Consider the following 22,737-nt stretch of genomic DNA (forward strand, 5'->3'; position numbering starts at 1 on the left):
ATTGGATGCATATCTGGTGGTGTTCTTTATGTCGGCCATCGCTTCTCCCGGAGGAAAACCGGGAGAATCGTGCTGGGGATGGTGCAGGTTAGGCAGGTTTCCTTATCCTGCGGGCAATACGACCGGGAAATCCTGGGTCGGATGTTTGCTGACGTGGACCGGCCAGCCATAGACCTGCTGGATGATGTCGGGGGTTAACGCCTGCCATGGCGTGCCATCAGCCTGCACTTTGCCTTGATTGATGATCACTAACCGATCGGCATATTGGGCGGCCAGATTGAGATCATGGATCACCACAATCACAGCCGCACCGGCCCGGGCCAGCTCCCGGGCCACTTGTAAGGTCCGGTGCTGATGCGCGAGATCCAGGGCAGAAGTCGGTTCATCAAGCATCAGGATACATTGCTCACCCGCCTGGCTGAGTTGCGTCAGCACCCGGGCTAGGTGAACCCGCTGTTTTTCACCACCGGACAGGGTGGGGTATAGGCGGTCCTGAAGTGCCAGGACATCGACCCGGCTCATGGTTTCAGTTGCCAGTGCTTGGGTGTCTTTTTTCGTCAGTTGCAGGGGTAAGCTGCCCAGCTCAACCACTTCCCGTGCAGTAAACGCAAACGTCAGGTTGCTGTGTTGCGGCAGGACCCCAAGGTGTCTGGCGAGGGTCGCCGGGGCATAGGTGTTCCGATCTTGACCGAAAAATTGTATCGTGCCGCCGCCGTCGGCTTCGCCGCACAGTACCTTCAGCAGGCTGCTTTTGCCGGCACCATTCGGACCGAGCAAAGCGGTCAGCTCGCCGCTGGCCAAACTGAGGGTGAAGTCATCAAGTAGTGTTTTGCCGCCCAGAGTCAGGTTCAGCGCACGGGCGTTAATCGCTGGTGTCGTTTGCGTCGTTGCAGAGACAGGGTTAATCGCGGTATTCATGACATTCTGCCTCGTTGTTTCATCAGCATGACAATAAAGAACGGCGCGCCGAGAATGGCGGTAATGATGCCCACCGGCAATTCCGTCGGTGCCGCCACGACTCGGGCCAGCATATCGGCTACCAGCAGTACCAGTGCGCCCAGCAGGGCAGAGAGCGGAAGCAGGACTTTATGGTTCGGGCCGCACAGCATCCGGCCCAGATGTGGGATGATGAGACCAAGAAAACCGATCACCCCGCTCAAAGAAACACAGATCCCGACGCCCGCAGCACAGAGCAGGATCAAGCGGCGTTTGAGCCGCTGGACGTTGACGCCCATATGTCGGGCTTCTGCTTCCCCCAGCAAAAAAGCATTCAGGGCATTGGCGTCCCGATCAAACAGCAGGACCAGCACGCTGAGTGTGATGAATGCCAGGGTGATCCCCGGCCAGGTTGCTCCGGCCAGCGAGCCCATGCTCCATAAGGACAGATCCCGTAACGCCTGATCATCGGCCAGATAGTTCATCAGACCCATCGCAGCACCGGAAAGTGCAGCAATGGCTACCCCGGCCAGCAGCATCACGGTAACAGAGGTGCCGTTTTTATCGGTCCCGAGACGGTACACCAGATAGGTGCTGACCGCACCACCGATAAATGCAAAAGCGGGCACGGTCCCGACGGTCAGCAGCAAAGGATAACTTGCTGCCAGCGGTGCAAACACCACAATCGCCAGCGCGGCTCCCAGGCTCGCCCCGCCGGAAACGCCGATGATGCCGGGATCCGCCAGCGGGTTCCTGAACAGGCCTTGCATGACCGCACCGCACAGGGCCAGAATGGCGCCCACGGCAATACACAGCAGGGTACGCGGCAGGCGGATTTGGTGGATCACAATCTGAATATGTGCCGGAAGCTCGGCTTGCCAGGGCAGTAATGCCTTCAGGCTGTCGCTGAAGCTGATCCCCATCGGGCCGACAACCACCGAGCTGGTGATTGCCAGGGCCAGGCTCAGCAAGCCCAGCGGAAAAATAATGGTGGCAGGAATGCGTTGAAACTGCATAGTGGTGAACTTCGGCTCTGTTAGTGTGGGTAGAACACGGTGTTTAAACGTTCTGCTTCGCTCAGGCTTTTCAGGCCCAGTCCGCCAATCAGTGCAGTGCCATCGATGGTGGCAATCGCTTTGTTCTGCCCGGCCGGGGTGGCGATCAGCAGCGGCATTTGCTGTAACAGCTCATCAGCACTGCCAAGGTTGGCGAGGGTTCGTGAGCTGAGCAAAATGATATCGGGCTGCATCTCGACCATGGCTTCCACGGAAACCGGTTTGTAGGACTCGACGGCTTCAGCTGCCGGGTTTACCCCTCCGGCTAAAGTGATCACGGTATCGGCAGTGGTGTTGCGCCCGGCCACATTGGCTGGGCGGCCTTCGCGGATCAATAAAAACAGGACTTTCTTCGGTGTTTGGGTTTGTGCCAGGTTCGCCTGGATGGCAGCCAGCTTGGCTTTGACGTCCTGCTGTAAAGCGGCTGCCTGGGCCTGCTTGCCCGTGAGTTCGCCGACCTGATCAATTCGGATCATCAAATCGTCTACGGTTTCGCCGGAGTTGAGGATGTTGACTGCGATCCCGGCCTGGCGGAGCAAGTCGAGGGTCGTTTTTGGCCCCATCTCATTTGATCCCAGCAAGCGGGTCGGATTGAGCGCAATCAGGCTTTCAGCTGAGAGCTGGCGGTGGTAGCCCAACGTTGGGACTGACTGATCGACCAGAGGCTTGCTGGTAATATCTACCGCCGCAATTTGTGACTGGGCATCGAGCGCATACATCAGTTCGGTGACGGCGGCCCCTGCGCTGATGATCCGTTCATTGGCCCAGGCTGCGCTCGTTGTGAGCAGGAGTGCGGTTGCCAGAGCAATACGCTTCATGATTTATCCTCTTCCATTAATAGTTGTGTGGCTTTGATATCCTGCTGCTGCAAGAACGCGAGCAGTTTGAGCATGTGTTCGATCGACCCGGATTTGTCTGCCCCGATCACCACGGGTTTGTCCGGATGTGCCTGTACTTCACGTAACAGAGCGTGACTGAAGGTATCCCAAGTCTCGAAGGGGGTACCCTGTAAGGCCCAGTACGGCGTATGTGCCATGAGGTTGATCGTGACCGGATCGGCCTCGGTAGTTTGCAGCGTCCGGGTGTCGGTTTGCGGCAATTCGACTTCCAGCGACTGCAGCTTTACGCTGGCGGTGAGCAGTAGAAACACCATCACGATGAAGATGATGTCGATCAGTGGGGTCAGATCCGGTGTCAGTTGGTCCTCGTCCTGAGGGTGATTGGTGACCCGGATCATGGCTGAGCCTCGCTGGTGCGGACTGTGGCCGAACCCGTCTTCGGATTGGCCGGATTCAGGCTCAAGCCTTCAAGCCACAGGTTGCAATAGTTCAGGGTGTGTTCCATTTTGGCCGTGATCTGATCGGCCCACAGGGCCAGTAACTGGGCACCGGTAATGGCGGGCAGTGCGATAATCAGGCCGGCGGCAGTCGTTCGCATCGCTAAGCCCAGCCCGTCAGCCAGATCGCCCGGGGTGACTGAGCCTGTGGTGGTGGCAATGCCTTTGAACATTTCAATCAGACCCAGTACGGTGCCAAGCAGTCCGATCAGCGGGCTGATCACGCCAATCAACGTCAGCAGGCGCAGCCCGGATCGCAAATTAGCGCGCTTTTGTTGCAGCCAGATCCCGGCGGCATCTTCGCGCAGCGGTTTGTCAAAGTGGCGGTATGACAGCAGCATCGCAATGCCTTGATAGAGCAAGGGGCGCTTGGCGCTCAGGGATTCGGCCAGTTGAGTCAGGCCTGCTTCATTCTGGCGATCTTGCTGCGCCAGCAACGCAATAATCTTACGTCGGCCCACGCCGGTGCACAGTATGACCTGTAGACTACGCTCCAGCAGGATCATCAGGGTCAGCGCTGAGCAGAGCAGCAGCGGCCAGGTCATCAGGCCAAATTGGGTTTGGAGTTGTGTAATGGTGTACATGTGTTAGTCCAGTTGAAAGCGAACAGGGATTTGCACGCGATGTGCAATCGCTTGTCCGTCGACGATATGAGATGAAAAGTGCCAGCGCTTGATTGCCTCCAGCGCGGCCTGATCTAAAATTTCTGTCCCGGAGGATTTCACCAGAAGTTGTTTGATCTGTTTGCCGTTCGGATCAATCCAAACTTCCACCTTGACCACCCCCTCGATACCACGGCGCTTGGCCAGCGACGGATAGGTCAGCGGACTGGGGCGGGTGGCAAAAGTTGGCTTTGAAACCATCTTGGGGACGCTGTTGACCCCGGCTGCAGCCTGTGCTGCTTGTTGTGGTTGCTCAGAACTCGGCTTGGACGGAGTCTCGGCATTTGTGGTCACCGGCCTGTCTTTGGGGGGGGCGACCGGTGTCTCCAAGACTTTCGGAATCGGCTGCTGAACCGGTTTCGGTTTCTTTATTACCGGCTGCGGTTGTTTGGCTTGAGCCATGGGTGTACGTTCAACATGCTTGTCGGCTGCCGGCTCGGCTTTTTTCACCAGCTTTTTGACCCGGCTCGTGTCCGGTTGCGGCGTCGTTTTGGCCGGAACTGGTGCCGCTTTGGTCTGAGTGGGCGTGCTTACCGGCTTCGGTTCGGGTTGCTGAACCTGCGGCTCAGGCTGTGCTGATCGGGCTTGTTGCACGGGGGGCGGCGTCGCAACCAGATTCACGGAGACCCGGGCCGAATGAGTACCTGCCGGCATTGCCATGGCCACATTGTTTGGTACAGCAGATAACAGCACACCGTGAACCAGTATGGAGACAGCGCCAGCGATGACATAACGTGTCGAGTTCATTTGGGTGGACCTACCTTAATTCTTGAAACCGGATCTTGTTGAACGTTGTACTCGCTTGATGATCGGCCAAAGCGAAAACCCGGAGATAACTGTTGATGTAAACAACGATTGATGCGAACAACGATTTAAGTGAATAACACTCTGATAAATATTGATAATTTGTATAGATAGTTTCATCAATAGTGTTTTCCGGGGCGAATATTTTCATATTATCCACGAAACACGAATAATATCAATTATCATTTGCAATGTTGTTTGCGGGTGATTATGATGCATGCAAATACGATCCGCTATTCTGTAGAGGCATGCGGTAATCATTCGCCTCGGGGGAGAATGCGTGATTTGGCAACCCCGAAAGCAAACAATCCGCATGGTCAATTCGATCGATTTGTGCCTTTGAAGCGTGACATCGTCAGTCGAGCCATCCTGTACTGTCCGCAATCCCTTCCGGGTGCGACAGTGTGATTCGGAGAGAAACAGTGTTTGAAAAAATTTCTTTAGAAGCCTTGAAGATCCAAGTCGCGGAGATGCTGGCGTCCAATCCGGGACTGCATGCGGTGCTGATTGCCCAGGAGCTGGCGATCACCGAAGGGGAGGTGATTATGGCTTTCCCGCCAGAGTGGGTCGAAACCCTGCCGGGTGAGCATGCCCAGGCTGTGCTGGAAGCCTTACCGTCCTGGGGACCGATGACTACCATCGTTCATTCCATGGGTTCGATTTTCGAGATCAAGGCGCCATTCCCGAAAGGCAAGGAAGCGCGCGGATTTTATAACCTGATGGGGAAAGAAGGTGAACTTCATGGACACCTTCGCCTGGAACATGTCGCTAATGTGGTTTTGGTTAGTAAGCCAGCGAACGGAAACGCCAATTATTTTATCGGCTTTCTGGCGGAGAATGGCGAATGTATCTTTAAGGTCTATTTGGGGCGTGATAAACAACGCCAGCTGTTCCCGGATCAAATTGAACAATTCAAACAACTCAAACAACAAATTCTTGGAGAGTAACGATCATGAGTGATGTGAAACAAGAGCGCCTGCAAAACCGTCTGGGTCCGGAAATCAAAGAATTTCGTGAAGCCTGCCAGACGCTGCAACTGGCGACAGTGGATGCTGAAGGGAAGCCAAATGTCAGCTACGCACCCTTTGCGCTGCTGGATGATGGTTACTACGTGTTGATCAGCCAGATTGCCAAGCATGCTCGCAACCTGTTGGACAATCCTCAGGTGTCGTTGATGATGATCGAAGACGAAAGTACTTCAAAGGCGATTTATGCCCGTAAACGACTGACGTTTGAGGCCAATGTGGTTGTGGTTGAGCGCCAGAGCGAGCGCTGGCTGGCAGCGATTGCCGGCCTGAAAGCGCGTTTTGGTGAGATTGTGGATGGTCTGAGCGGTCTGGAAGATTTCACCCTGTTCCGTCTGGAGCCAACCCAGGGCCTGTTCGTCAAAGGCTTTGGTCAGGCGTTCCAGGTGAGCGGTGACGACTTGGTTGATTTCGTGCATTTGCAGGAAGGTCATAAGCGGATTCAAGATGGCAGCGAAGTGACTTCGACTTCAGAAGAAGAATTGTAAGTTCTCGCTTTCACTGAGAATTTCAGGGCCTGTCGATACTGTCGACAGGCCCTGTTTGTTTAGGGGAGCCTGCCGGCGATGATATACACTCAAAAGAGCTGTATTGAATGGAGCCGCGATAATGGCTGAACAAGGCAAATCCCGACCCGGGCATTCCGTGTATTTTCCCGATGAATCTACACCGCCGCAGCGGATGAGTATGCACGAGGGCATCGCCCCCTGGTGTGACTGCTGCGTCTGCGAAGCTGAACCGTATTGGGCCGAAGTCGCCGAGGAGCTGGGCATCGATCTGAGTGACTATGAAGCCGGTGAGCCTCGTTGAGTAAAGTGTTTTGCGAGTGAATTCCAGAATCGAAACTTAGTTCGAATTCTAATTTTCTCGAACCTTGATTAAGCCGACATACGGTTTTCCGACAGGAGTCGCTCGGTATGGTTGCCGAGCGAATAGATTGCACGCAATCGAGGGTAACCCTTCATCTAGGTATTAGATGTAATGGTGACATCCTTTCACCAAAGCGACGCAATCTTTCATAATTTTATCGCCGAACCCAGTGAGCTTTCCTGATTTTTCGAGCACCGCTACGGTTTGATGGAACTTGTCAGTAAAGGGGAGGTGGTTGTTTGCTTCATTGTAGTGACTACAAATATCCTTGGGATCCAAGGCTATTTTTGGATTGTCCAGCAAGAGATTGAAGCCGTAAATGGTGCGGGCAAGAACAAACATAGCGTGGTAAACACCGCTAATCGGGCGCTCATCTTTTCTGAATGGGGTATAAAACAGCCCGTCATCATCGGTAATGATCTGCGCCTGGTGCCAAAGTTGGTAAAGGAGATTGTGCGCGGCCTCATGGATAATGTGCTCCATCAGGCGGCTCCAGTGCTCTGTCTCTTCTTTCAAGTAGCGTATGTTGAACATACCGAGCATTGTGAGATAGCTACCAGCGTTTACATGCGGTGAGTTCATAACATGGATCTGAGAAACAACGGCCTGGATCTCATCGTAGAGCGCCGGGCAGGATTGTTTGAGGTAGTCTAGACAGGTTTCTATTTCCCGGGCGGTAAAATCAAACGCCTGCTCTGTGGGGGCTGTAATCCCTTCATTTCTTTCAACCAGGTGCTTACCATAACATTCTAAGTGATCATCAGCGATCAGGGCTTTTAGAAGTTGGTTTGTATATTCATGGTATCGCAGACCAAATTGGACAACTTCGATTTGAGTTCTCTGAGTCGGGGTCAGTTCCGATAAATAACCGTTAAAGATTGCTTCCGGATGGATGTCTTCTTGCTCAATTTTCCGTACCAAGTACTCATGATAAAGAAATGTCTGAGGCATATTCTGACGAACCGATAGCTTTTTCGTGTTGAGCTCATTTTGAAGCGCGGCACCGTCAAATCCTGCGAAGTCATAAAGGTAAGAAAAACTCTCGATGAGCGCATCCAGGTTGCAAGAGACAAGCGTGTTAGCCAACGCCGCGTTTGGCTGCGCCCAATTATGGTTGCTGAAATCCATTTACTTAAAAGCCTCGGGATAATGTGTTGTGTAGTAGTGTTCCAATTCATTGTCCGTTGTTCTCAACACCCTGACTGATTCACGGGACTGGGTGATAAACGACAGTGACAAAATGATGAGGACTCCCATGAACATCACCAAGGCATCGATGCTGATGATGTCTAAATCAATGGCATAACTGAATACAAAGCTGCCGATTGGGATGGTCAGAATACAGAGAGAAAAAATGGCAGACTCAATGCGTGCTTTATAGTCATGGGGCACCGCATGGCCCCGAAGTGAGCTGAATGGGATGCCTTTCATCGTGAGCCCTAAGCCTGAGATAAACAGTGCAAAGGCTTTGAAGTAAATCAGCTCTGCCCAAGCAAAGCAGATGACACCTATCCCAATGAATACCCCGCCCAGCAATACCTGGTGATAGCGGTCCATCCATGATGAAATTTTTACTGAGGTCATGCCGCCGACTATCATGCCGACAGCAATCGCTGACTCAAATAAGACAACATACTCAATGTTGTTGCCTAGTGCCTGCTGCACATAAATTGGGACGATGATTGATATCAGCGGGGTAAGAACAAAGTTGCCGACCATCGCAGAGCAGCAAAACATCACTTCAGGTTTGAGTATTTTCAGGCTGCGAAACCCTGCGATCATGCGCAGCGCTCCCTGATCTTCCGATGACTTTACCGGGCCTGTGCTTGGGATCTGAACAAATAAGAAAAGGACGAGAGAAGTTGCATACAACACAGCTGTCACTACTAATGAGCTGTGCACACCGATCGCATAAATAACGCCGCCACCGATCACGACACCAATGATCACTTGTAGCGAGTTCAAGGTCGAGGAGATGCCGATAGCTTTCGTTAAGCGCTCTTTGCTGACAAGTCTTGGAATGATGGCGTTGGGTGCGGAAGAAATCGCACTATTGAAAACTGCCAGAAAGGAGATTGTGACAATACAAGCGATGAGTGTGTCATAAGCCTTCAGCAAAGTAATAGAAGCGATGACAGAGAAAATGCTGGAAACGAGAATAATTGTTTTCTTTGGATATTTATCAAGTAGATAACCTGAAGCAGGCAAAAAAAGGATGTTCGCAATCCACATGCTCGCGACCAGTATGCCGACACTTTCCGCTCCCGCAGTTGATTGCACGAATGCCCAAATGGTGACGATCGTGGCACATCGAAAAGCGACGATGGAGGCCAAGTGAGAAAGTATATACAGATAATAACTCATTCAATCAGCCCCCATCCAACAATCAGTTTTCTACAACTTTAAGCGCTGGTGCACCTTTCTTGTTGATAGAGAACAGTTTTGATTTATCTAGCTTTTTCATGTCGTATTTCCTTATGTGTATGATCCAAAATCGATAAATGCCGCCACCAATTGTTACCAACTTGTTGCGGCCAAGTGGTACTATAGTGCGTTCGACGAGCTTGTATCAATACACATTATATGCAACTGGTTTGTTATTGGGTGCAGTGTCACAGAATTAACGAAGTGACTGATAGGAGATGAAGATCAACCGAAAAGGCATCACGTAGGGAATGACAACGCAGCACGTGGCTTTGATTGCTGCGCAAAAATCGGATCATTTATTACAATGAAATCAATCAGGTGTGGTTGTAGTTCGCACTTGATCTCCGTAGCAAGTAAGCCGTAAATAGAAGCCCCAGTGAAAAGCTAACCACATGACCCGGCTTTGGAAGGTGGTTTTCCGCGTAAATCAGGTCGAGGGCAAATGCCGGTAATATTGTCAACGCTATAACGGATAACATGAACTTGCTTTTGAGTTGAGCGCAGATATACAGGACTAGCCCGGCTGCAGCCAACGCTAAAATGGCTTGAGAGCCCCCAGTACCTAAATTCCATGGTGCGGGAACCGTAAACGTACTGACGAAAGTCCCGGCAGCCCCTGCAAACAACCAGATGAAAGTAAAAGTCAGGCTGCCAATTCGACGTTCAAGCAGATAACCCAACGCCAGAAGTGACAGCGCATTGTAAAACATATGGGCTTGCTTGACATGAATGAGCTGAGACACGACGAGTCTCCACAGCTCAAAATCGGCAATATGTTCGACGGTGTAACCCCCGAATGGCTCTAAATCCGGCACTTTAATTTTCCCGAACAACGTCCCTGAAATAAGGTAATTCACAGTCAAAGAGGTGGTGATTGTGGCGGCAACCAAGATCAGGGTCATGTATGGGATTTGCTTGAGCTGCATTTGAGAATGTCCTTGTTTCCCTCAAGTGGCATGGGGTTATGCTTGTCAGTTTTTGCTGTGCTGGGTACAGCACATTTCTGTAAATTGGAGTTCGCAGTATCTGACTTTCAACATTTGAAGGTGTGACTTACGCTGGCACAGCACGATAAACGCTTTTAAGATCACTGTTTATTGGAAACAGAGCAGTGAAACCGCTGAGCACACACTCAGAGTGTATCGTTCAATGCTGACTCAAGTAGCAGTACTACCTCTATAGAATCAAAATATTGCCCGTCAAGCTTCATGGCATATTTCTTGGTTGTTTCTTTGATAAACCCAAATTTTTGCCAGGTTATCGGCTCTGGAGCCATGGCTGGTGGGCCTACTGAAAAGCATACCGCGGTGAGGCAAAGTAAGAGATCCTCACTATGTGTTGTCACTCAGACGCCAAAGCTCGTTGATAGAGTAAGTCAACGCTCTCTGATTCGGAAAAGTCGATACAATACCCAAGTTCAATTATGTCACCTTTTTTCGAACGATAACCGCCCAGATCACGACTATCCACAAGCTTTGAAACGTCGAAGAATACTTCAAGCGGCAAATCCGAGTAGTCCCGGTATCCTTGCATTGCAGCGATGGCATCTTCATATACTTCAGAACCTTTGTAAAATGTGGCGAGGCATGTGGATAAGGCATAGTTCTTTAGCAACTGCTTATCACTCATGTCGTTCAAATTATGAGCATTTGCGCTTAAGTTACAGCTCAAGGCGAATAATAAGGAGCTTAGTCTTTTAATTGCCATAAGTACGCCTTTTTCGCTAAAGAAAAATAACAATGATCTGTACATCTGTTACCAGTCCAAATCGTGGCATGACCAGAAGCGTCTGACCATACATCAACATCAACAACTAATATGCCTTTGTATTCGGAAAGTTTGTCTGTATGGGGAGCATCAATAACGACCTCCGGATTACCGAAGCTATCGTGTAAAAAGTTGATTAAGTCTTTCACTCGATAAATATACCAGTGACCTTGACCACCTGAAATTGTTTTTCCTTTTATATATGGCACTTTAAACCCAGCGTAGTTCAAAGCGTAGGACATGCGAATTGCACATGCATTCTCAAATCGTCCTTGCTCAGGAGTTAATACGTTAATATTGTGATTTACTTTACCACCGATTAGACTTCCGACTTCAGGAACATCTCTATTTACTTTTGCAAATGCTAACTTCATTTTCAACAAGCTTGGACGTATAGCCATCATGGCACTCATAACATTATTTATGGAAGCGTGAAAATCTCATAATTTTTTATCCTAAACAAATGCCATATTATCGGTTATGAAGCATTTTCATATTTTAATGTAAATGAATGAAAATGATAGAAATATTAAATTAAAGTAGATTTCTTATGCGGAGGCTTGCCATACTGAAATACTTACCTCCACTAGGGTTATATTTCTTTTACTGCTTGCAGATCTGACAAATCAAGCACCTGCCAGCGTTGAACTGGCAGATGCTTGTGGGGGGAAATACAGTTTTCAGGCTTGGCTTACTGAATTTGCTCAACCAAAGTGTTAAGTTCTTTCACCAGCGCTTCAGTTTTTGGGTCCTGATCTTTCATGGCAACTAAAGTTTCCTGTTGCAGCTTTTCCTGCATGCCCATCAGCTGTTTGTCTGAGATAATTTGCTGACGTTGCTCTGCCATTTTGTTTTTAGCGGTAATGAAGCTCTGGATCAGCTCGCTGCGCTCTTCTTTCGACAGCTGTTCAGTTTGAATTTTGGTCTGGATCTCCTGCGCCTGGGTGACAAACGCTTCCGGATCGTAACCAATCGCTTTGGCTTTTTGCTCAAAAGCCTGCTCCAGTTGTTTGGCCTGCGCCGCTAGCTCTGGGTTCGACTGCATCGCCTGCTGGCGGATGCTGGTGAGATCGCGCTGGATCGCATTGATGCGCTCGACGGTCTCTTTCGGCGGGGTGGCGGTTTTGTTGGCCAGGCTGGCATTGGCCTGCGGCGTCAGCACCATGGCAAGGAGAACCAGAGGCAGTGACAGGCTGATGAACCAGCGCTGTACAGATGATTTCACAGACAGCGAACGGGCAATACTTGAACGGGTATTGGTCATGGCGATACCTCTTGCTATATCAATTGAATGCTCAATGAGCGTGGTATGGCAATTAATGTAGCGAAGCGGCAGGTGGGAAATGTCAGTGATGTGTCATGAAAGCTGTGTCTTTGCTGAACAGCCGATCATTTCAGACTGGGAAGGCCGCAGAAAAAAGCCGGCACGCAGGGTGCCGGCAATCGGTCTGGAGATTGTTATCGGTTATGCTTCTTGGGCTTCACCGGCCAGAAAGGTGCGGTCAAGCCGACAAAAGGCGAGCAGCAGGTTGACGGCAGCAGCGTAGAAGCCAAACGGGTCCCGTGACTGGCAAGCCTGCGCGAATGCCGGCAGCCAGTTCAGCAGCATGGTGTCGAGGAAGGCTAGCTGTGCCTGCATCAGCGGCTCGGCCGCTTGCTCATCAGCTTGCTGATTGGCGCGGATAATGAGGTTGCCCATGAAATCCAGCTCAACAGCAAGGTGATCGGCCGGTTCGTTAAAGTCCTTGCGCTGGGCAATGTCGTAACGTTCAAGCCACTGATTCATCTCCTGCGCTGGTTGGTCATTGAGCAGGCCGCTCTGGCCGACGTAGATCGACGCATAAGGCAGGGCGCCGGTTTTCGGGGTGCTGAGAAACAGGCCGCAGAAGTCTGCCGCCAGTTCCAGCTGTGCATCGGCACGGGTTGCCAGCCGCTGTAGCGCGTTTTGGAAATCCGCTGCCGGCTGCTTGAGCTCCGGCGTCATGGCCAGACCGGAGAGAAATGTGAGGATCTCGCCGCTGTGATAGTGGTTGAGATCTTCAGCCGTCAGCTCGCGTGAGAGCAGGGAAGACATCCACCAGTAGATTTCCGCACGTTGTTCGTTGAAAGCAATCATTTCTTGCATGGCGGCTCCTGAGTCTCGCTTGTTTGGTATTGTTCTGGGCTTTGTTCAAGGTGCTGTTCAAGGTGTTGTTTAGGGCGCTGTTGGATATGTCGCTATCTGTTTCCAGATGAGAGCACCGCGCACCAGCCCGTATTATCGTCTTGATTATAAACCCCCGGCAGCAAAAGGCCCGCACAGGCACAAACGGTTCGGGATACGGTGCCAGACTGTCTGGCACCGTGCTCCATTGGGGTTACTTTGCTATACCGATCGATTTAGTCGAGATCCATCGCCGGGAACAGCGGGTTAATGTCGGTTACTTCCGTCGGGCCGCTGAAGCCGGTTACTGGTGGGACCGTGCCGGTGTATTTTTCGATGTCGACCAGCGCCGAGGCCGCTGAAGTGGCCTGTGCCAGTTTGGAAGAGCCGATATCCTGCGTCAGGACGTTCGGATCGCCGTAGGTACACAGGGTACCCGGCTTGCCGCCTTCCAGTGGGCTGTACCAGGCACCTTCATGGATGCGGCAAACCCCGGTTTTATAGTCGTCGGTCACCACGGCACCGGCCAGCACCTGACCCCGATCGTTGAAGACACGCACGATATCACCGGACTGAATGCCCCGCGCTTTGGCATCTTTGGTGTTGATGTAGATCGGCTCGCGGTCGGCCACCGCGTAGCTCGCCCGGTGCTCGGTTGAGGAGCACAACTGCGAGTGCAGACGGTGGTTCGGGTGCGTACTCTGCAAGTTGAGCGGGAACTTGTCGGAACGCGGGCCGCCGTGGCTGCGCTCTTTCTTCTCAAACCACATCGGGTGGCCCTGACAGTCGTCATAGCCCATCTGGGCAATCGTCTTACAGTAGATCTCAATCAGGCCCGAAGCGGTGCCCAACGGCTCCAGATCTGGTTCGTTGCGGAACGAGGCATGGCGGACCCAGGCCTGACCTTCCGGAAACTCGACAAAGCCCTCACCATCCCAGAACTTGCGGAAGTTCGGCATCCGCACACCCAGGCCACGGCCTTGCAGGCGGGCACCGTTGTAAATGTGTTCGATCCAGTCCATCTGGCTCTTGCCACCGGTGAACTCTTCCTCGCGGTCGAAGCGACGGCACAGATCGCGGAAAATATCGAAATCATCTTTGGCTTCGAACATCGGGTCGACCACTTGCGGCAGGGCAATGATCCCGGCGTTCGAATGGTTACCGTATTGCTCGATGTCGTTGCGCTCATGGGTGGTGGTCGCCGGCAGCACGATGTCGGCAAAACGGCAGGTCGCAGTCCACTGGTGATCGATGCTGATCACGGTTTCCAGCTTGCGCCAGACCTTGATCATCTTGTTGCGATCCTGATGGTGGTGGAACGGGTTGTTGCCGCAGAAAATCGCCATTTTCATGTGCGGGAATTTCACATCATGGCCGTTCCACTGGATGGTTTTGCCCGGGTTTTCGATACAGTCGACGAATCGTGCCACCGGAATGTAAGTGGAGTAACCCTTGAATGAGCCGTTGTGGATCGGATCGACACCCGTGACACCGCTAAAGCCGGACATCAGCGGGCCGTTCGAGGTGGTTGAACCGGCATCGTTGTAGTGCCAGCCGAAACCGAAACCGCCGCCCGGCAGGCCGATTTGACCCAGCATCGCCGCCACAACAACCAGCATCCAGGCGTATTGTTCGCCGTGCTGCATTCGTTGCAGACACCAGCCGCCGATGATTTGCGTACGGCCACCGGCCATCTGGCGCGCCAGCGCACGGATAGTCCCGGCATCAATGCCACAGATTTTTTCGGCCCATTCCGGGGTCTTCTCGATGCCGTCTTTCTCACCCAGCAGGTAAGGCAGGAACTTGTCAAAACCAGTCGTGTAGTCGGCAATGAAGTCTTTGCTATAGAGATCTTCTTTATACAGGGTATGGGCAATGGCCAGCATCAGCGGCACATCGGTTTGCGGGTTGACCGGGATCTGCTCGCCGCCGACGAATTTCTGGGTCTGAGAGCGCACCGGATCAATGTAGATCACTTTGATCTCTTTATTCTTCACCTTCTCGGCCAGTTGCTGGTAGTACGCATAAGGGCTGTGGTCCGGCACCAGCCAGCCCACCTGAAGGTTCTTGATTGGGTCAGAGCCCCAGATCACGATGGTGTCAGAATGCTCCAGCACCAGCGGCCAGGAGGTTTGCTGCTCATACACTTCCATGGCCCCGGCCACATACGGCAGCACCACCTGAGCGGCACCGGTCGAGTAGTCGCCCATTTTGCCGAGGTAAGTACCGTGCAGGCCAATTGCGCGGCTCATCATGGTTCCGGCGGAGTGCAGTTTACCCACCGACTGCCAACCGGTATGACCGGCATACAGCGCGCTCGGGCCGTATGACGTCTGGACACGCTCCAGCTCGTGATAGAAGAAGTCCAGCGCCTGAGACCAAGGCACGCGGACGAAGCGGTTGTCACCACGCTGGGTGGTATCTGATTTGTAGCCGTGCTTGAGCCAGTCGAGGCGGACCATCGGGTATTTGACCCGGGCCGGGTTATAGACCACTTCCCGCACGCCGTTGATCATCGTGGTTGGGTGCTTGTCTTTCTCGAACGGCACGGTATCGACCCAGACGCCGTTTTCGACTTTGGCGCGGAAGGCACCCCAGTGGGAGCCGGACAGAACCTCACCGGTGAAGTTCGCTTTGGTTTCGTGGGCGGCCATGGCTTTACGTGGCGCCAGCAGGCTGGTGCCGACGACAGATGCGGCACTGGCAGCGACCAGACCGGAGAGAAAGCGACGGCGCGTGATGCCTTGAGTTTGAGTTGGAGTCGCCATAATTGAATCCTTTACAAAAATTTGGAGTGAATAGCGGCGGGTAGGGCAATGCTCCCGCCGCGGTTCGTCATTAGTGGGCGCCGGCGCCACCGGTGTCTTTACCGTGGTTCTGCAGATATTTCAGCAGCGTGCGCTCTTCTGTCTTGCTCAGGCGGTAGTAGGCGCTCATGGCATTCAGGCCTGAAATCCAGCCGTTGGCGGAGAAGTGTGCCGGATCCGGCGCTGCATGGCAGGCGTTGCAGGTTGAGCCGTACATCTGCTCGGCGTATTGCCAGATCGGTTGAATGTTGTCGATCATGTCTTCAGCAGTCACCCAGGCTTCCACCGACACCTGCTGCCAGACGATATCGGTCGCGTGGTCGGTCTCTTCGGAGATCACTTGCTGGGTTGCTTTTACATCGCCGCGAATGGTGGCTTTGAATACGCGTTTACCCATGTACTCGGTCATTACCCGTCCTTTGCCGGATTTTTCCAGCCAGCCGGTGATCTTAATGTTCAGCATGTTGTCCTGACGGCCCAGCACTTCAATTTCAGAAGCCGGCAGCAGCTTCCCTTGCACTTTGCCGTTGGCATCCGCAGTGGCAAACAGTATTTTCTCACCCAGTGAGTAAAGGGTTGTTGCGGTCGCGCCCTGAGCATTGGCAGTGGCTTGCAGTGCCTGGAAGTCTTTCTGGAACCCGCCGGCCATGTTCGGCAGTTCGTGGGCAATCCCTTTGTGACACTCGATACAGTTCATATCTTCGGCCGCTGCTTTCTTCATTTCGAAGGCCGCTTTCGCCGATTGTTTGCTGTGATCCATGTCGTCATAGGAGTGACAGCTCTTACAGGTTTTCGAATTCTGACGACTCATGCGCTCCCACACTGTCTGGGCCATTTCGAGTCGGTGATCTTCGAATTGTTCCGGCGTGTCGATTTTGCCGGTCACAAAGTGGTGATAGAGATCTTTGGCCGCTTCTAATTTGCGGAACACTTTGCCTGGAAAATCTTTCGGTTGGTGGCAGTCCACGCATTGTGCCTGGACGCCGGAAGCGTTTTTGAAGTGTACCGTTTCTTTATACTCGGCGTAGTTCTGCTCCATGGTGTGACAAGAAGTACAAAACTCGATGGTTGAGGTGACTTCGAATCCTTTATGAACCACAAAGGTTCCCGCCAGGGAGATCCCAACCCCGACCACGACCAGCGCAAGGATGGAATACTTGCTGCTTGGCTTTATTATTTTTTGCCAAAGTTTTTTCATATTGGAAGATTCCGTTACAGTATGAATATGTTCGTAAATGACGGTGAACTAATATTTTTTCTGGTTTTATCTTAATTCCATGATATGAATAAGGTTCAGGCCTGGGGTGAACAGGATTGCCTGCTTTATTAAAAATTGTTAACAGGCATACCTTGTGCTACCGTTTAAAAAGTTGCTGAATTTAAGTAAGAGTAAAAAATGAGTCATCACATTCTTGTTGTCGAAGATGAGGTTGTAACCCGCGCCAAACTGGTGGGGTATTTTGAAAATGAGGGTTATCAGGTCAGTGAGGCCGACAGCGGGGAGCGGATGCGGGAAATTATGGCCAATGAGCGCATCGATTTGGTGATGCTGGATATTAATCTGCCCGGGGAAGATGGCTTGTTGTTGACCCGGGAGCTGAGAAGTCGCTCTGAAGTCGGTATTATTCTGGTGACGGGACGGGTGGACAGTATCGACCGGATTGTCGGCCTGGAGATGGGCGCGGATGATTACGTCACCAAGCCTTTTGAGCTGCGCGAGCTGTTGGTTCGGGTGAAAAACCTGTTATGGCGCATTGGGTTAGCGGAAAAGGCCCGTATAAAAGGGGCGGTGAGCCCGCAAGATAGCCATATCATTTCGTTCGGTCACTGGCAGTTTGATATCAACCGCCGGGCGCTGACCCACCATGGCGAGCCGGTGAAGTTAACCAAGGCGGAGTACGAGTTGCTGGTGGCCTTTTCTTCCCACCCAAATGTGGTGCTGAGCCGCGAGCGGATCCTGAATATGCTGAGCCACCGGGTTGAAGCGCCGAATGACCGGACCATTGATGTTCTGATTCGCCGGATGCGGGCCAAGATGGAAACCGACCCGAAAAACCCACAGATTTTCGTGACGGTTCATGGGGAAGGATATATGTTTGCCGGGGATTCATAACCCGGGAGTTTTATTTTTGACGTACTTTTTGGCCATCATTGACTTATTCATAACTTGTCATAAATCGCTGGTTTTTCAGTGATTCTGGCTGAAGCCGTTTGAGTTAATCACACTTTCGTTGATCTGAATCAAGAAGAATGACTCGCGTAAAATCAGGTGCTTGTTAGGTTTTTTCAAGTGATGTTATTGCGTTTTAACGACCATTTAACTTTGGCGGAACGGAAATGAAAAATATGCTGATAATGAGCCGGTATTTATTAAAAAAATGCGCCCAATATTTTTAGTTTATTTTTTTGTGTAGATATGAAATGAGACGGAAATAAAATAGCCTGGCCGATGCCAGGCTATTTTTATATCACTCAGGAGTACGAAATTTGCTCACGTTTTAAGATGCGATCCGTCAGCGATTGGATCGTTGGTAAGCTGATACTGCTCTCCTTGGCCAGTGCTTGCTGCTCCGTCAGCACGTCTTCCAGAATCGTCTCGGTGGTGAGCGGATTGGCCAGCACGACCCGGAACACGGTGGTGAGCTTGCGGTCCCATTTCACCGGATTCAGCCGGGTTCTGGAGACGAATGATTTCCCGGATTCCCGCTGCCGCTTCTGAATGAACTTGGTGAGATCATTGAGCGCATTGAGCAACGCTTTTTTCTCTTCTGCTGAGGCGAGTGTCAGCGCCTTTTGCGTTGCGGCCGGGACATAGCGATAGGTGAGCAGGCACAGCTCCGGCTCGGAAATCAGCTCAAAGTCCGGGTGCGCTTCGATCAGGGCAGCAAAGTGCTTGGCTTTTTCGATGCTGTTGTTGATCAGCATTTCATAGCCGGGCCGGCTGATAATATTCATGCTGGCAAACAGCAGCATCGCCATTCCGCTGCGCGAGCCTTCCAGAGTGTGGCTGCCCAGATCTTTCGAACCTTTCCGCAGGATATATTCGGCATGATGTTCAATCGCCGTCATCAGGGCCGGGTTTTTGAAGATGACCATACCGGCGCCCATCGGCACGTACAGCTGCTTGTGGGCATCAATGGTCACGGAGTCTGCGCGCTCGATCCCGCGCAGCAGGGATCGGTACTTGTCGGACATCAGCGTTGCACCACCCCAGGCCGCATCAACGTGGAAATGGCAGTCGTGCGCTTGGGCGATATCGGCCATTTGCTCCAGCGGGTCAATGTTGCCGGTCTCGGTCGTGCCGGCGACACCAATAATCGCGAACGGCTTGATATTGCGCGATTTCAGGTCGGCCAGCGTGCGTGACAGTGCCTGCAGATCGATTCGGTTATTGTCATCGGTTTTAATCGCAATCAGACTGTCGCGCCCAATGCCCAGAACATCGGCGGCTTTTTTCAGCGAATAGTGGCCGCGCTCGGACACCAGCACCGCCAGATCGTCATAGCCGTAATGCTTCATGGCTTTGAACAGACCTTCCTGGGCCACGCCCCGGAAGTCGCCGTCAGGGCGCAGGGCCTGGTTGCGAGCCACCCACAGCGCCGTGATGTTGGCAATGGTCCCACCGGAGCAGAAGGCACCCAGCGAATGGTTGGCGCTGTGCATCCATTGTTGGTAGAAGTCTTCAGACTCGTGGTAGATCAGGTTGTGCAGCATGCCCAGCACCTGACGCTCCAACGGCGTAAAGGCTTTGGAGGTCTCAATCTTGACCAGGTTCTGATTCAGGCCAATCATGATTTTGGACAGCGGCATCAGGAAATAAGGCAATGCCGAGGTCATATGGCCGATAAAACTCGGTGCAGAGGTATGGACCGACTGGGCAACCAGTTTATCAAGCAGGAAATGGGTATGGTCAGAGACAAAAGAAGGGGTTTCCGGAATATCTGCCGAAGAAAAGTCCTTCTCAATGTCGACCAGCGGCTTTTCCGTTGCCGCGATGTGCGTCTGAAGAAACGCATTCAGGTTTTCTGAAATCTCTTTTTCAATCCGGCCCAGGGTCGAATCGGGTGCCTCCGGCACGGTAAAGATGCGATGCAGCGATTCTTCCGTCGCATCGGCTTTTCGATTATCTACTGCCATAGGACATATGTGCTTCAAACTGAAATTGGCAAATTGCTGTTAATGTAATGCAATTTACCTGTTATGTCCCGTAAAAAGCCCAAATTGGTTGCGTTTACGGCGGTTTTCGGAGAACTCAACAGGGGCAAAACGGGGCAGGCTGGCGCAAGGCCGGGCCGTGTACGGCCCGGCCTGCTCGCGGGTTAGTCACATTCAATGGCTGCGATTGCGGTCATTTTTTCGTTGTACATATTGAGCGGCTGATCGATGTCACCCGGGTGGGTCAGCAGATCGGCAAAGGCACTGCGCAGCTCATAGTTTTTCGGGTGCGGTTTGCTTTGGCGATCATCAAACGACAGTTTCGCCATATGGCCCAGTGTATTGTCTTGCAGTGACAGGGCTTTTACATCCTGCTGCGTGAGCTTCAGCCAGGACTCGATGGGCTGAGACAGTGCCAGCTTGTCGGTATCATTTTCTAAGTACCAGTCAACAGCTTCGCGATTGAGCTCAAAGTGGTGCTTCCGACCTTCCAGGAACCAATCCCCAACCTCTTTCAGACTCGGATCTTTCTTGACCGCGATATCGACCAGACTCTGGTACCACGACAGGGAAGCATCAATATACTGGTGATATTTATCACTCTGACAACTGGTATCGGCAGCAAGCACGGTAGAAGGGAGGAGTGCAAGCGAGAGTATAATAGCAGGTAACTTCATTGCCTTTCCTTGTGAATAGACTGTTCTTAGATTTATGGCTGAACGCATCGCTGACTGTTGATTAGCCGCTTAAAAACAGCGAATAACAGTGCATCGAATTGAACAGAAGGTCGGGGGATTGTAACGGCAGGATTATAATAAAGAAAAGGGATCTTTGCCGGAATGAATCATGGCTAACAAAGTTGAATTTATCAGCTTGCATTTGTGTGATAAATTTTGGTGCGGTTCTGTATTGATTTGGCTCATAGTTTATTGCTGAAACGCTGAGTCAATAATGCCTTCCAAGCAGAGTAATCTGAGCAGAGTAGCTGTCCCTGAACACACGCAAGCTGCAACCAATACGCGAGCAGCGATTAATTCGCAAAGAGCTATTAATTTGCCAGGAGCTGTTAATTTGCAACGAGCAATGAATACGCAGGATCATTGAATACGCGCGCATCAATAAAAAAGAGGCTTCGTCGGAAGCCTCTTTTGAGATTAAGGATTACTGTTGCTTGTGCTTCATCGCTACGGAGATGCAGTAAGCCGCGCCTCCCCAGGTGATCCCAAGTCCGAACAGCATCATGATAATTGCGCCGAATGTCATAACTTACGCCTCCTGGTGAGTGTGGGTTTTGGATGCCAGATTGATGATTACTGCTACAACAAACATCGCAGCAACCAGTCCCCAGCCCAGCAGCATCAGATCAGAGACCGCGTAACCACCGTAGCCGTCGTTAAAGGTGTTCACCAGGTTAGTCCCCAGAATCACCGCCAGCATGGCCGGGCTCAGGAAGCGAATACAGATTTCAAACCATTTCCCGATTGAGAACTCTGAAATATTGTTGGTGTAGCTGCGAACATCTGCCGCTTTGAACAGCCAGCCGATAATCAGCAGTTCAATCAGACAGCTGGTCAGCAGTGCCACGTTGTTGATAAAGTAGTCGATCAGATCCAGCAGCAGCAGGCCGCCGTTGGTGGCGAATGCCATCGATACCACAAAGCCGATCCCACATACCACAGAGGCCGCTTTCTTCCGGGACCAATGCAGTTTGTCAATGATGGCCGATGTGACCGCTTCCAGGATTGAGATGTGCGAGCTCAGGCCAGCAACAACCAGAGCCAGGAAGAACAACGGACCCAGGATATACGGTGCCGGCAGTAGGTTAATTGCCGCCGGAATGGTGACAAACGCCAGGCCAACCCCAGCCGAAACGACTTCTGTCAGCGGTTTCGCTTGCTCTTGTGCCATGTAACCCAGGACGCCGAAGATCAAGACACCTGCCGTGATGGAGAAACCACAGTTGATCAACACCGTCATAAACGCATTGTTGTTGATATCTGATTTTTCTGGCAGATAGCTGGAGTAAGCGATCATGATGGCAAAGCCGACACTCAGGGTGAAGAAGATCTGACCGTAGGCCGCAGACCAGACTTTGGCATCGAGAATCTTACTGAAGTCCGGCTGGAACAAGTAGTTCAGGCCATCCATCGCACCCGGCAGGAATACGACGCGGCTGATCAGGGCCAGGACCAACAGGAATAACAGCGGCATCATGATTTTACTGGCGCGTTCGATCCCGCCTTTGACGCCAGTAAAGATCGCCGCAAAAGTAATTGCCCAGGCAATCGCCATCGGAATCGCGATATGCAGCTGCAGGCTCCCCAGTTGGGTCGGGGTGTTATCGCCCAGTTTCAGGTATTCGCCGAAGAAAAAGGCGTTGGTGTCACTGCCCCAGCTCTGGGTAAACGAGTGGCCCAGATAGGAAATTGCCCAACCGATGATGGCGACATAGTAGACGGCAATCACGGTGGCAATAAAGACCTGGAACCAGCCCAGCCATTCAAACTTAACGCCAACCTTCGCAAAAGCACGTGGCGCAGCGCCGCGTAATTTATGACCCAGGCTGAACTCCATAATCATAAATGGAATACCGGCAGTGAGCATGGCGAAAAGGTAAGGAATAAAAAATGCGCCGCCGCCGTTTTCATAAGCCATATACGGGAATCGCCAGATGTTCCCCAGACCGATTGCGGAGCCGACCGCTGCCAGGATAAACCCGGTACGGGAGCCCCATTGTTCACGTTTCATAA

The 22,737-nt window shown here is 52.0% G+C and carries 23 protein-coding genes; 4 read left to right on the top strand and 19 right to left on the bottom strand.

Translation table 11 applies throughout. The features are described from left to right. Window positions 1-102: 102 nt before the first annotated feature. From NH461_RS07025 to NH461_RS07050, 6 genes are read right to left on the bottom strand one after another with little or no spacing between them, the layout of a single operon-like run. Window positions 103-918 carry a heme ABC transporter ATP-binding protein gene (locus NH461_RS07025; RefSeq protein ID WP_261602522.1) on the bottom strand — a complete coding sequence of 272 codons (816 nt, stop codon included), beginning with the start codon at window positions 916-918 and terminating at the stop codon, window positions 103-105. Beyond that, window positions 915-1,952, bottom strand: coding sequence for a FecCD family ABC transporter permease (locus NH461_RS07030; RefSeq protein ID WP_261602523.1), 1,038 nt, complete (start codon window positions 1,950-1,952; stop codon window positions 915-917). Before NH461_RS07030 ends, NH461_RS07025 begins: the two co-directional genes overlap by 4 nt. 20 nt (window positions 1,953-1,972) lie before the next feature. Next, window positions 1,973-2,809 (bottom strand): hemin ABC transporter substrate-binding protein, encoded by an 837-nt coding sequence (locus NH461_RS07035; protein ID WP_261602524.1) that lies wholly within the window; start codon window positions 2,807-2,809, stop codon window positions 1,973-1,975. After that, a complete protein-coding gene (locus NH461_RS07040) occupies window positions 2,806-3,228 on the bottom strand; it encodes an ExbD/TolR family protein (protein WP_261602525.1) in 423 nt (140 codons plus the stop codon). Before NH461_RS07040 ends, NH461_RS07035 begins: the two co-directional genes overlap by 4 nt. Beyond that, window positions 3,225-3,911 carry a MotA/TolQ/ExbB proton channel family protein gene (locus NH461_RS07045; RefSeq protein ID WP_261602526.1) on the bottom strand — a complete coding sequence of 229 codons (687 nt, stop codon included), beginning with the start codon at window positions 3,909-3,911 and terminating at the stop codon, window positions 3,225-3,227. The genes NH461_RS07040 and NH461_RS07045 overlap by 4 nt, the downstream gene beginning before the upstream one ends. A gap of 3 nt (window positions 3,912-3,914) precedes the next feature. Next, complete coding sequence (locus NH461_RS07050) at window positions 3,915-4,736, bottom strand: energy transducer TonB (protein ID WP_261602527.1); 822 nt, start codon at window positions 4,734-4,736, stop codon at window positions 3,915-3,917. A 479-nt stretch (window positions 4,737-5,215) separates the two neighbouring features. Here NH461_RS07050 and hutX point away from each other — a divergent pair, with 479 nt between their 5' ends. From hutX to NH461_RS07065, 3 genes are all read left to right on the top strand, one after another. Beyond that, the gene (gene hutX / locus NH461_RS07055; protein WP_261602528.1) at window positions 5,216-5,740 is read left to right on the top strand and encodes a heme utilization cystosolic carrier protein HutX; all 525 of its coding nucleotides are present in this window, start codon (window positions 5,216-5,218) and stop codon (window positions 5,738-5,740) included. Between the two features lie 5 nt (window positions 5,741-5,745). Then, a complete protein-coding gene (gene hutZ / locus NH461_RS07060) occupies window positions 5,746-6,306 on the top strand; it encodes a heme utilization protein HutZ (protein ID WP_261602529.1) in 561 nt (186 codons plus the stop codon). A gap of 121 nt (window positions 6,307-6,427) precedes the next feature. Continuing rightward, window positions 6,428-6,628, top strand: a complete 201-nt coding sequence (locus NH461_RS07065) for a hypothetical protein (RefSeq protein WP_261602530.1) — start codon at window positions 6,428-6,430, stop codon at window positions 6,626-6,628. A 162-nt stretch (window positions 6,629-6,790) separates the two neighbouring features. On the opposite strand, the gene NH461_RS07070 is transcribed toward NH461_RS07065, so the two are convergent. The 9 genes from NH461_RS07070 to torC form a co-directional block, all read right to left on the bottom strand. Further along, window positions 6,791-7,816: an aKG-HExxH-type peptide beta-hydroxylase gene (locus tag NH461_RS07070; RefSeq protein ID WP_261602531.1), complete on the bottom strand. Its 1,026-nt coding sequence runs from the start codon at window positions 7,814-7,816 to the stop codon at window positions 6,791-6,793. Next, window positions 7,817-9,052 carry an MFS transporter gene (locus NH461_RS07075; protein WP_261602532.1) on the bottom strand — a complete coding sequence of 412 codons (1,236 nt, stop codon included), beginning with the start codon at window positions 9,050-9,052 and terminating at the stop codon, window positions 7,817-7,819. Window positions 9,053-9,429: 377 nt separating this feature from the next. Then, window positions 9,430-10,041: a rhomboid family intramembrane serine protease gene (locus tag NH461_RS07080; protein WP_261602533.1), complete on the bottom strand. Its 612-nt coding sequence runs from the start codon at window positions 10,039-10,041 to the stop codon at window positions 9,430-9,432. 415 nt (window positions 10,042-10,456) lie between these two features. Next, window positions 10,457-10,822, bottom strand: coding sequence for a hypothetical protein (locus tag NH461_RS07085; protein WP_261602534.1), 366 nt, complete (start codon window positions 10,820-10,822; stop codon window positions 10,457-10,459). Next, window positions 10,804-11,295: a type VI secretion system amidase effector protein Tae4 gene (locus NH461_RS07090; RefSeq protein WP_261602535.1), complete on the bottom strand. Its 492-nt coding sequence runs from the start codon at window positions 11,293-11,295 to the stop codon at window positions 10,804-10,806. Before NH461_RS07090 ends, NH461_RS07085 begins: the two co-directional genes overlap by 19 nt. Before the next feature lie 278 nt (window positions 11,296-11,573). Further along, on the bottom strand, window positions 11,574-12,146 hold the full coding sequence (locus NH461_RS07095; RefSeq protein WP_261602536.1) for a hypothetical protein: 573 nt from the start codon (window positions 12,144-12,146) through the stop codon (window positions 11,574-11,576). Window positions 12,147-12,347: 201 nt separating this feature from the next. After that, window positions 12,348-13,007 (bottom strand): molecular chaperone TorD, encoded by a 660-nt coding sequence (gene torD, locus NH461_RS07100; protein ID WP_261602537.1) that lies wholly within the window; start codon window positions 13,005-13,007, stop codon window positions 12,348-12,350. A gap of 254 nt (window positions 13,008-13,261) precedes the next feature. Then, window positions 13,262-15,793 (bottom strand): trimethylamine-N-oxide reductase TorA, encoded by a 2,532-nt coding sequence (torA, locus tag NH461_RS07105; protein ID WP_261602538.1) that lies wholly within the window; start codon window positions 15,791-15,793, stop codon window positions 13,262-13,264. 70 nt (window positions 15,794-15,863) lie between these two features. Then, a complete protein-coding gene (gene torC / locus NH461_RS07110; protein WP_261602539.1) occupies window positions 15,864-17,030 on the bottom strand; it encodes a pentaheme c-type cytochrome TorC in 1,167 nt (388 codons plus the stop codon). A 198-nt stretch (window positions 17,031-17,228) separates the two neighbouring features. Here torC and torR point away from each other — a divergent pair, with 198 nt between their 5' ends. Then, complete coding sequence (gene torR / locus NH461_RS07115) at window positions 17,229-17,945, top strand: two-component system response regulator TorR (RefSeq protein WP_261602540.1); 717 nt, start codon at window positions 17,229-17,231, stop codon at window positions 17,943-17,945. A 359-nt stretch (window positions 17,946-18,304) separates the two neighbouring features. On the opposite strand, the gene panP is transcribed toward torR, so the two are convergent. From panP to NH461_RS07135, 4 genes are all read right to left on the bottom strand, one after another. Further along, window positions 18,305-19,969 (bottom strand): pyridoxal-dependent aspartate 1-decarboxylase PanP, encoded by a 1,665-nt coding sequence (gene panP / locus NH461_RS07120; RefSeq protein WP_261602541.1) that lies wholly within the window; start codon window positions 19,967-19,969, stop codon window positions 18,305-18,307. Window positions 19,970-20,151: 182 nt separating this feature from the next. Next, window positions 20,152-20,664, bottom strand: a complete 513-nt coding sequence (locus NH461_RS07125; protein ID WP_261602542.1) for a hypothetical protein — start codon at window positions 20,662-20,664, stop codon at window positions 20,152-20,154. Window positions 20,665-21,148: 484 nt separating this feature from the next. Next, on the bottom strand, window positions 21,149-21,250 hold the full coding sequence (locus NH461_RS07130; RefSeq protein ID WP_261602543.1) for a MetS family NSS transporter small subunit: 102 nt from the start codon (window positions 21,248-21,250) through the stop codon (window positions 21,149-21,151). A gap of 3 nt (window positions 21,251-21,253) precedes the next feature. Beyond that, entirely contained in the window at window positions 21,254-22,735 is a 1,482-nt protein-coding gene (locus NH461_RS07135; protein ID WP_261602544.1) for a sodium-dependent transporter, read from the bottom strand. Window positions 22,736-22,737: the final 2 nt, after the last annotated feature.

This window comes from Photobacterium sp. TY1-4, from assembly GCF_025398175.1.
Taxonomy (GTDB): domain Bacteria; phylum Pseudomonadota; class Gammaproteobacteria; order Enterobacterales; family Vibrionaceae; genus Photobacterium.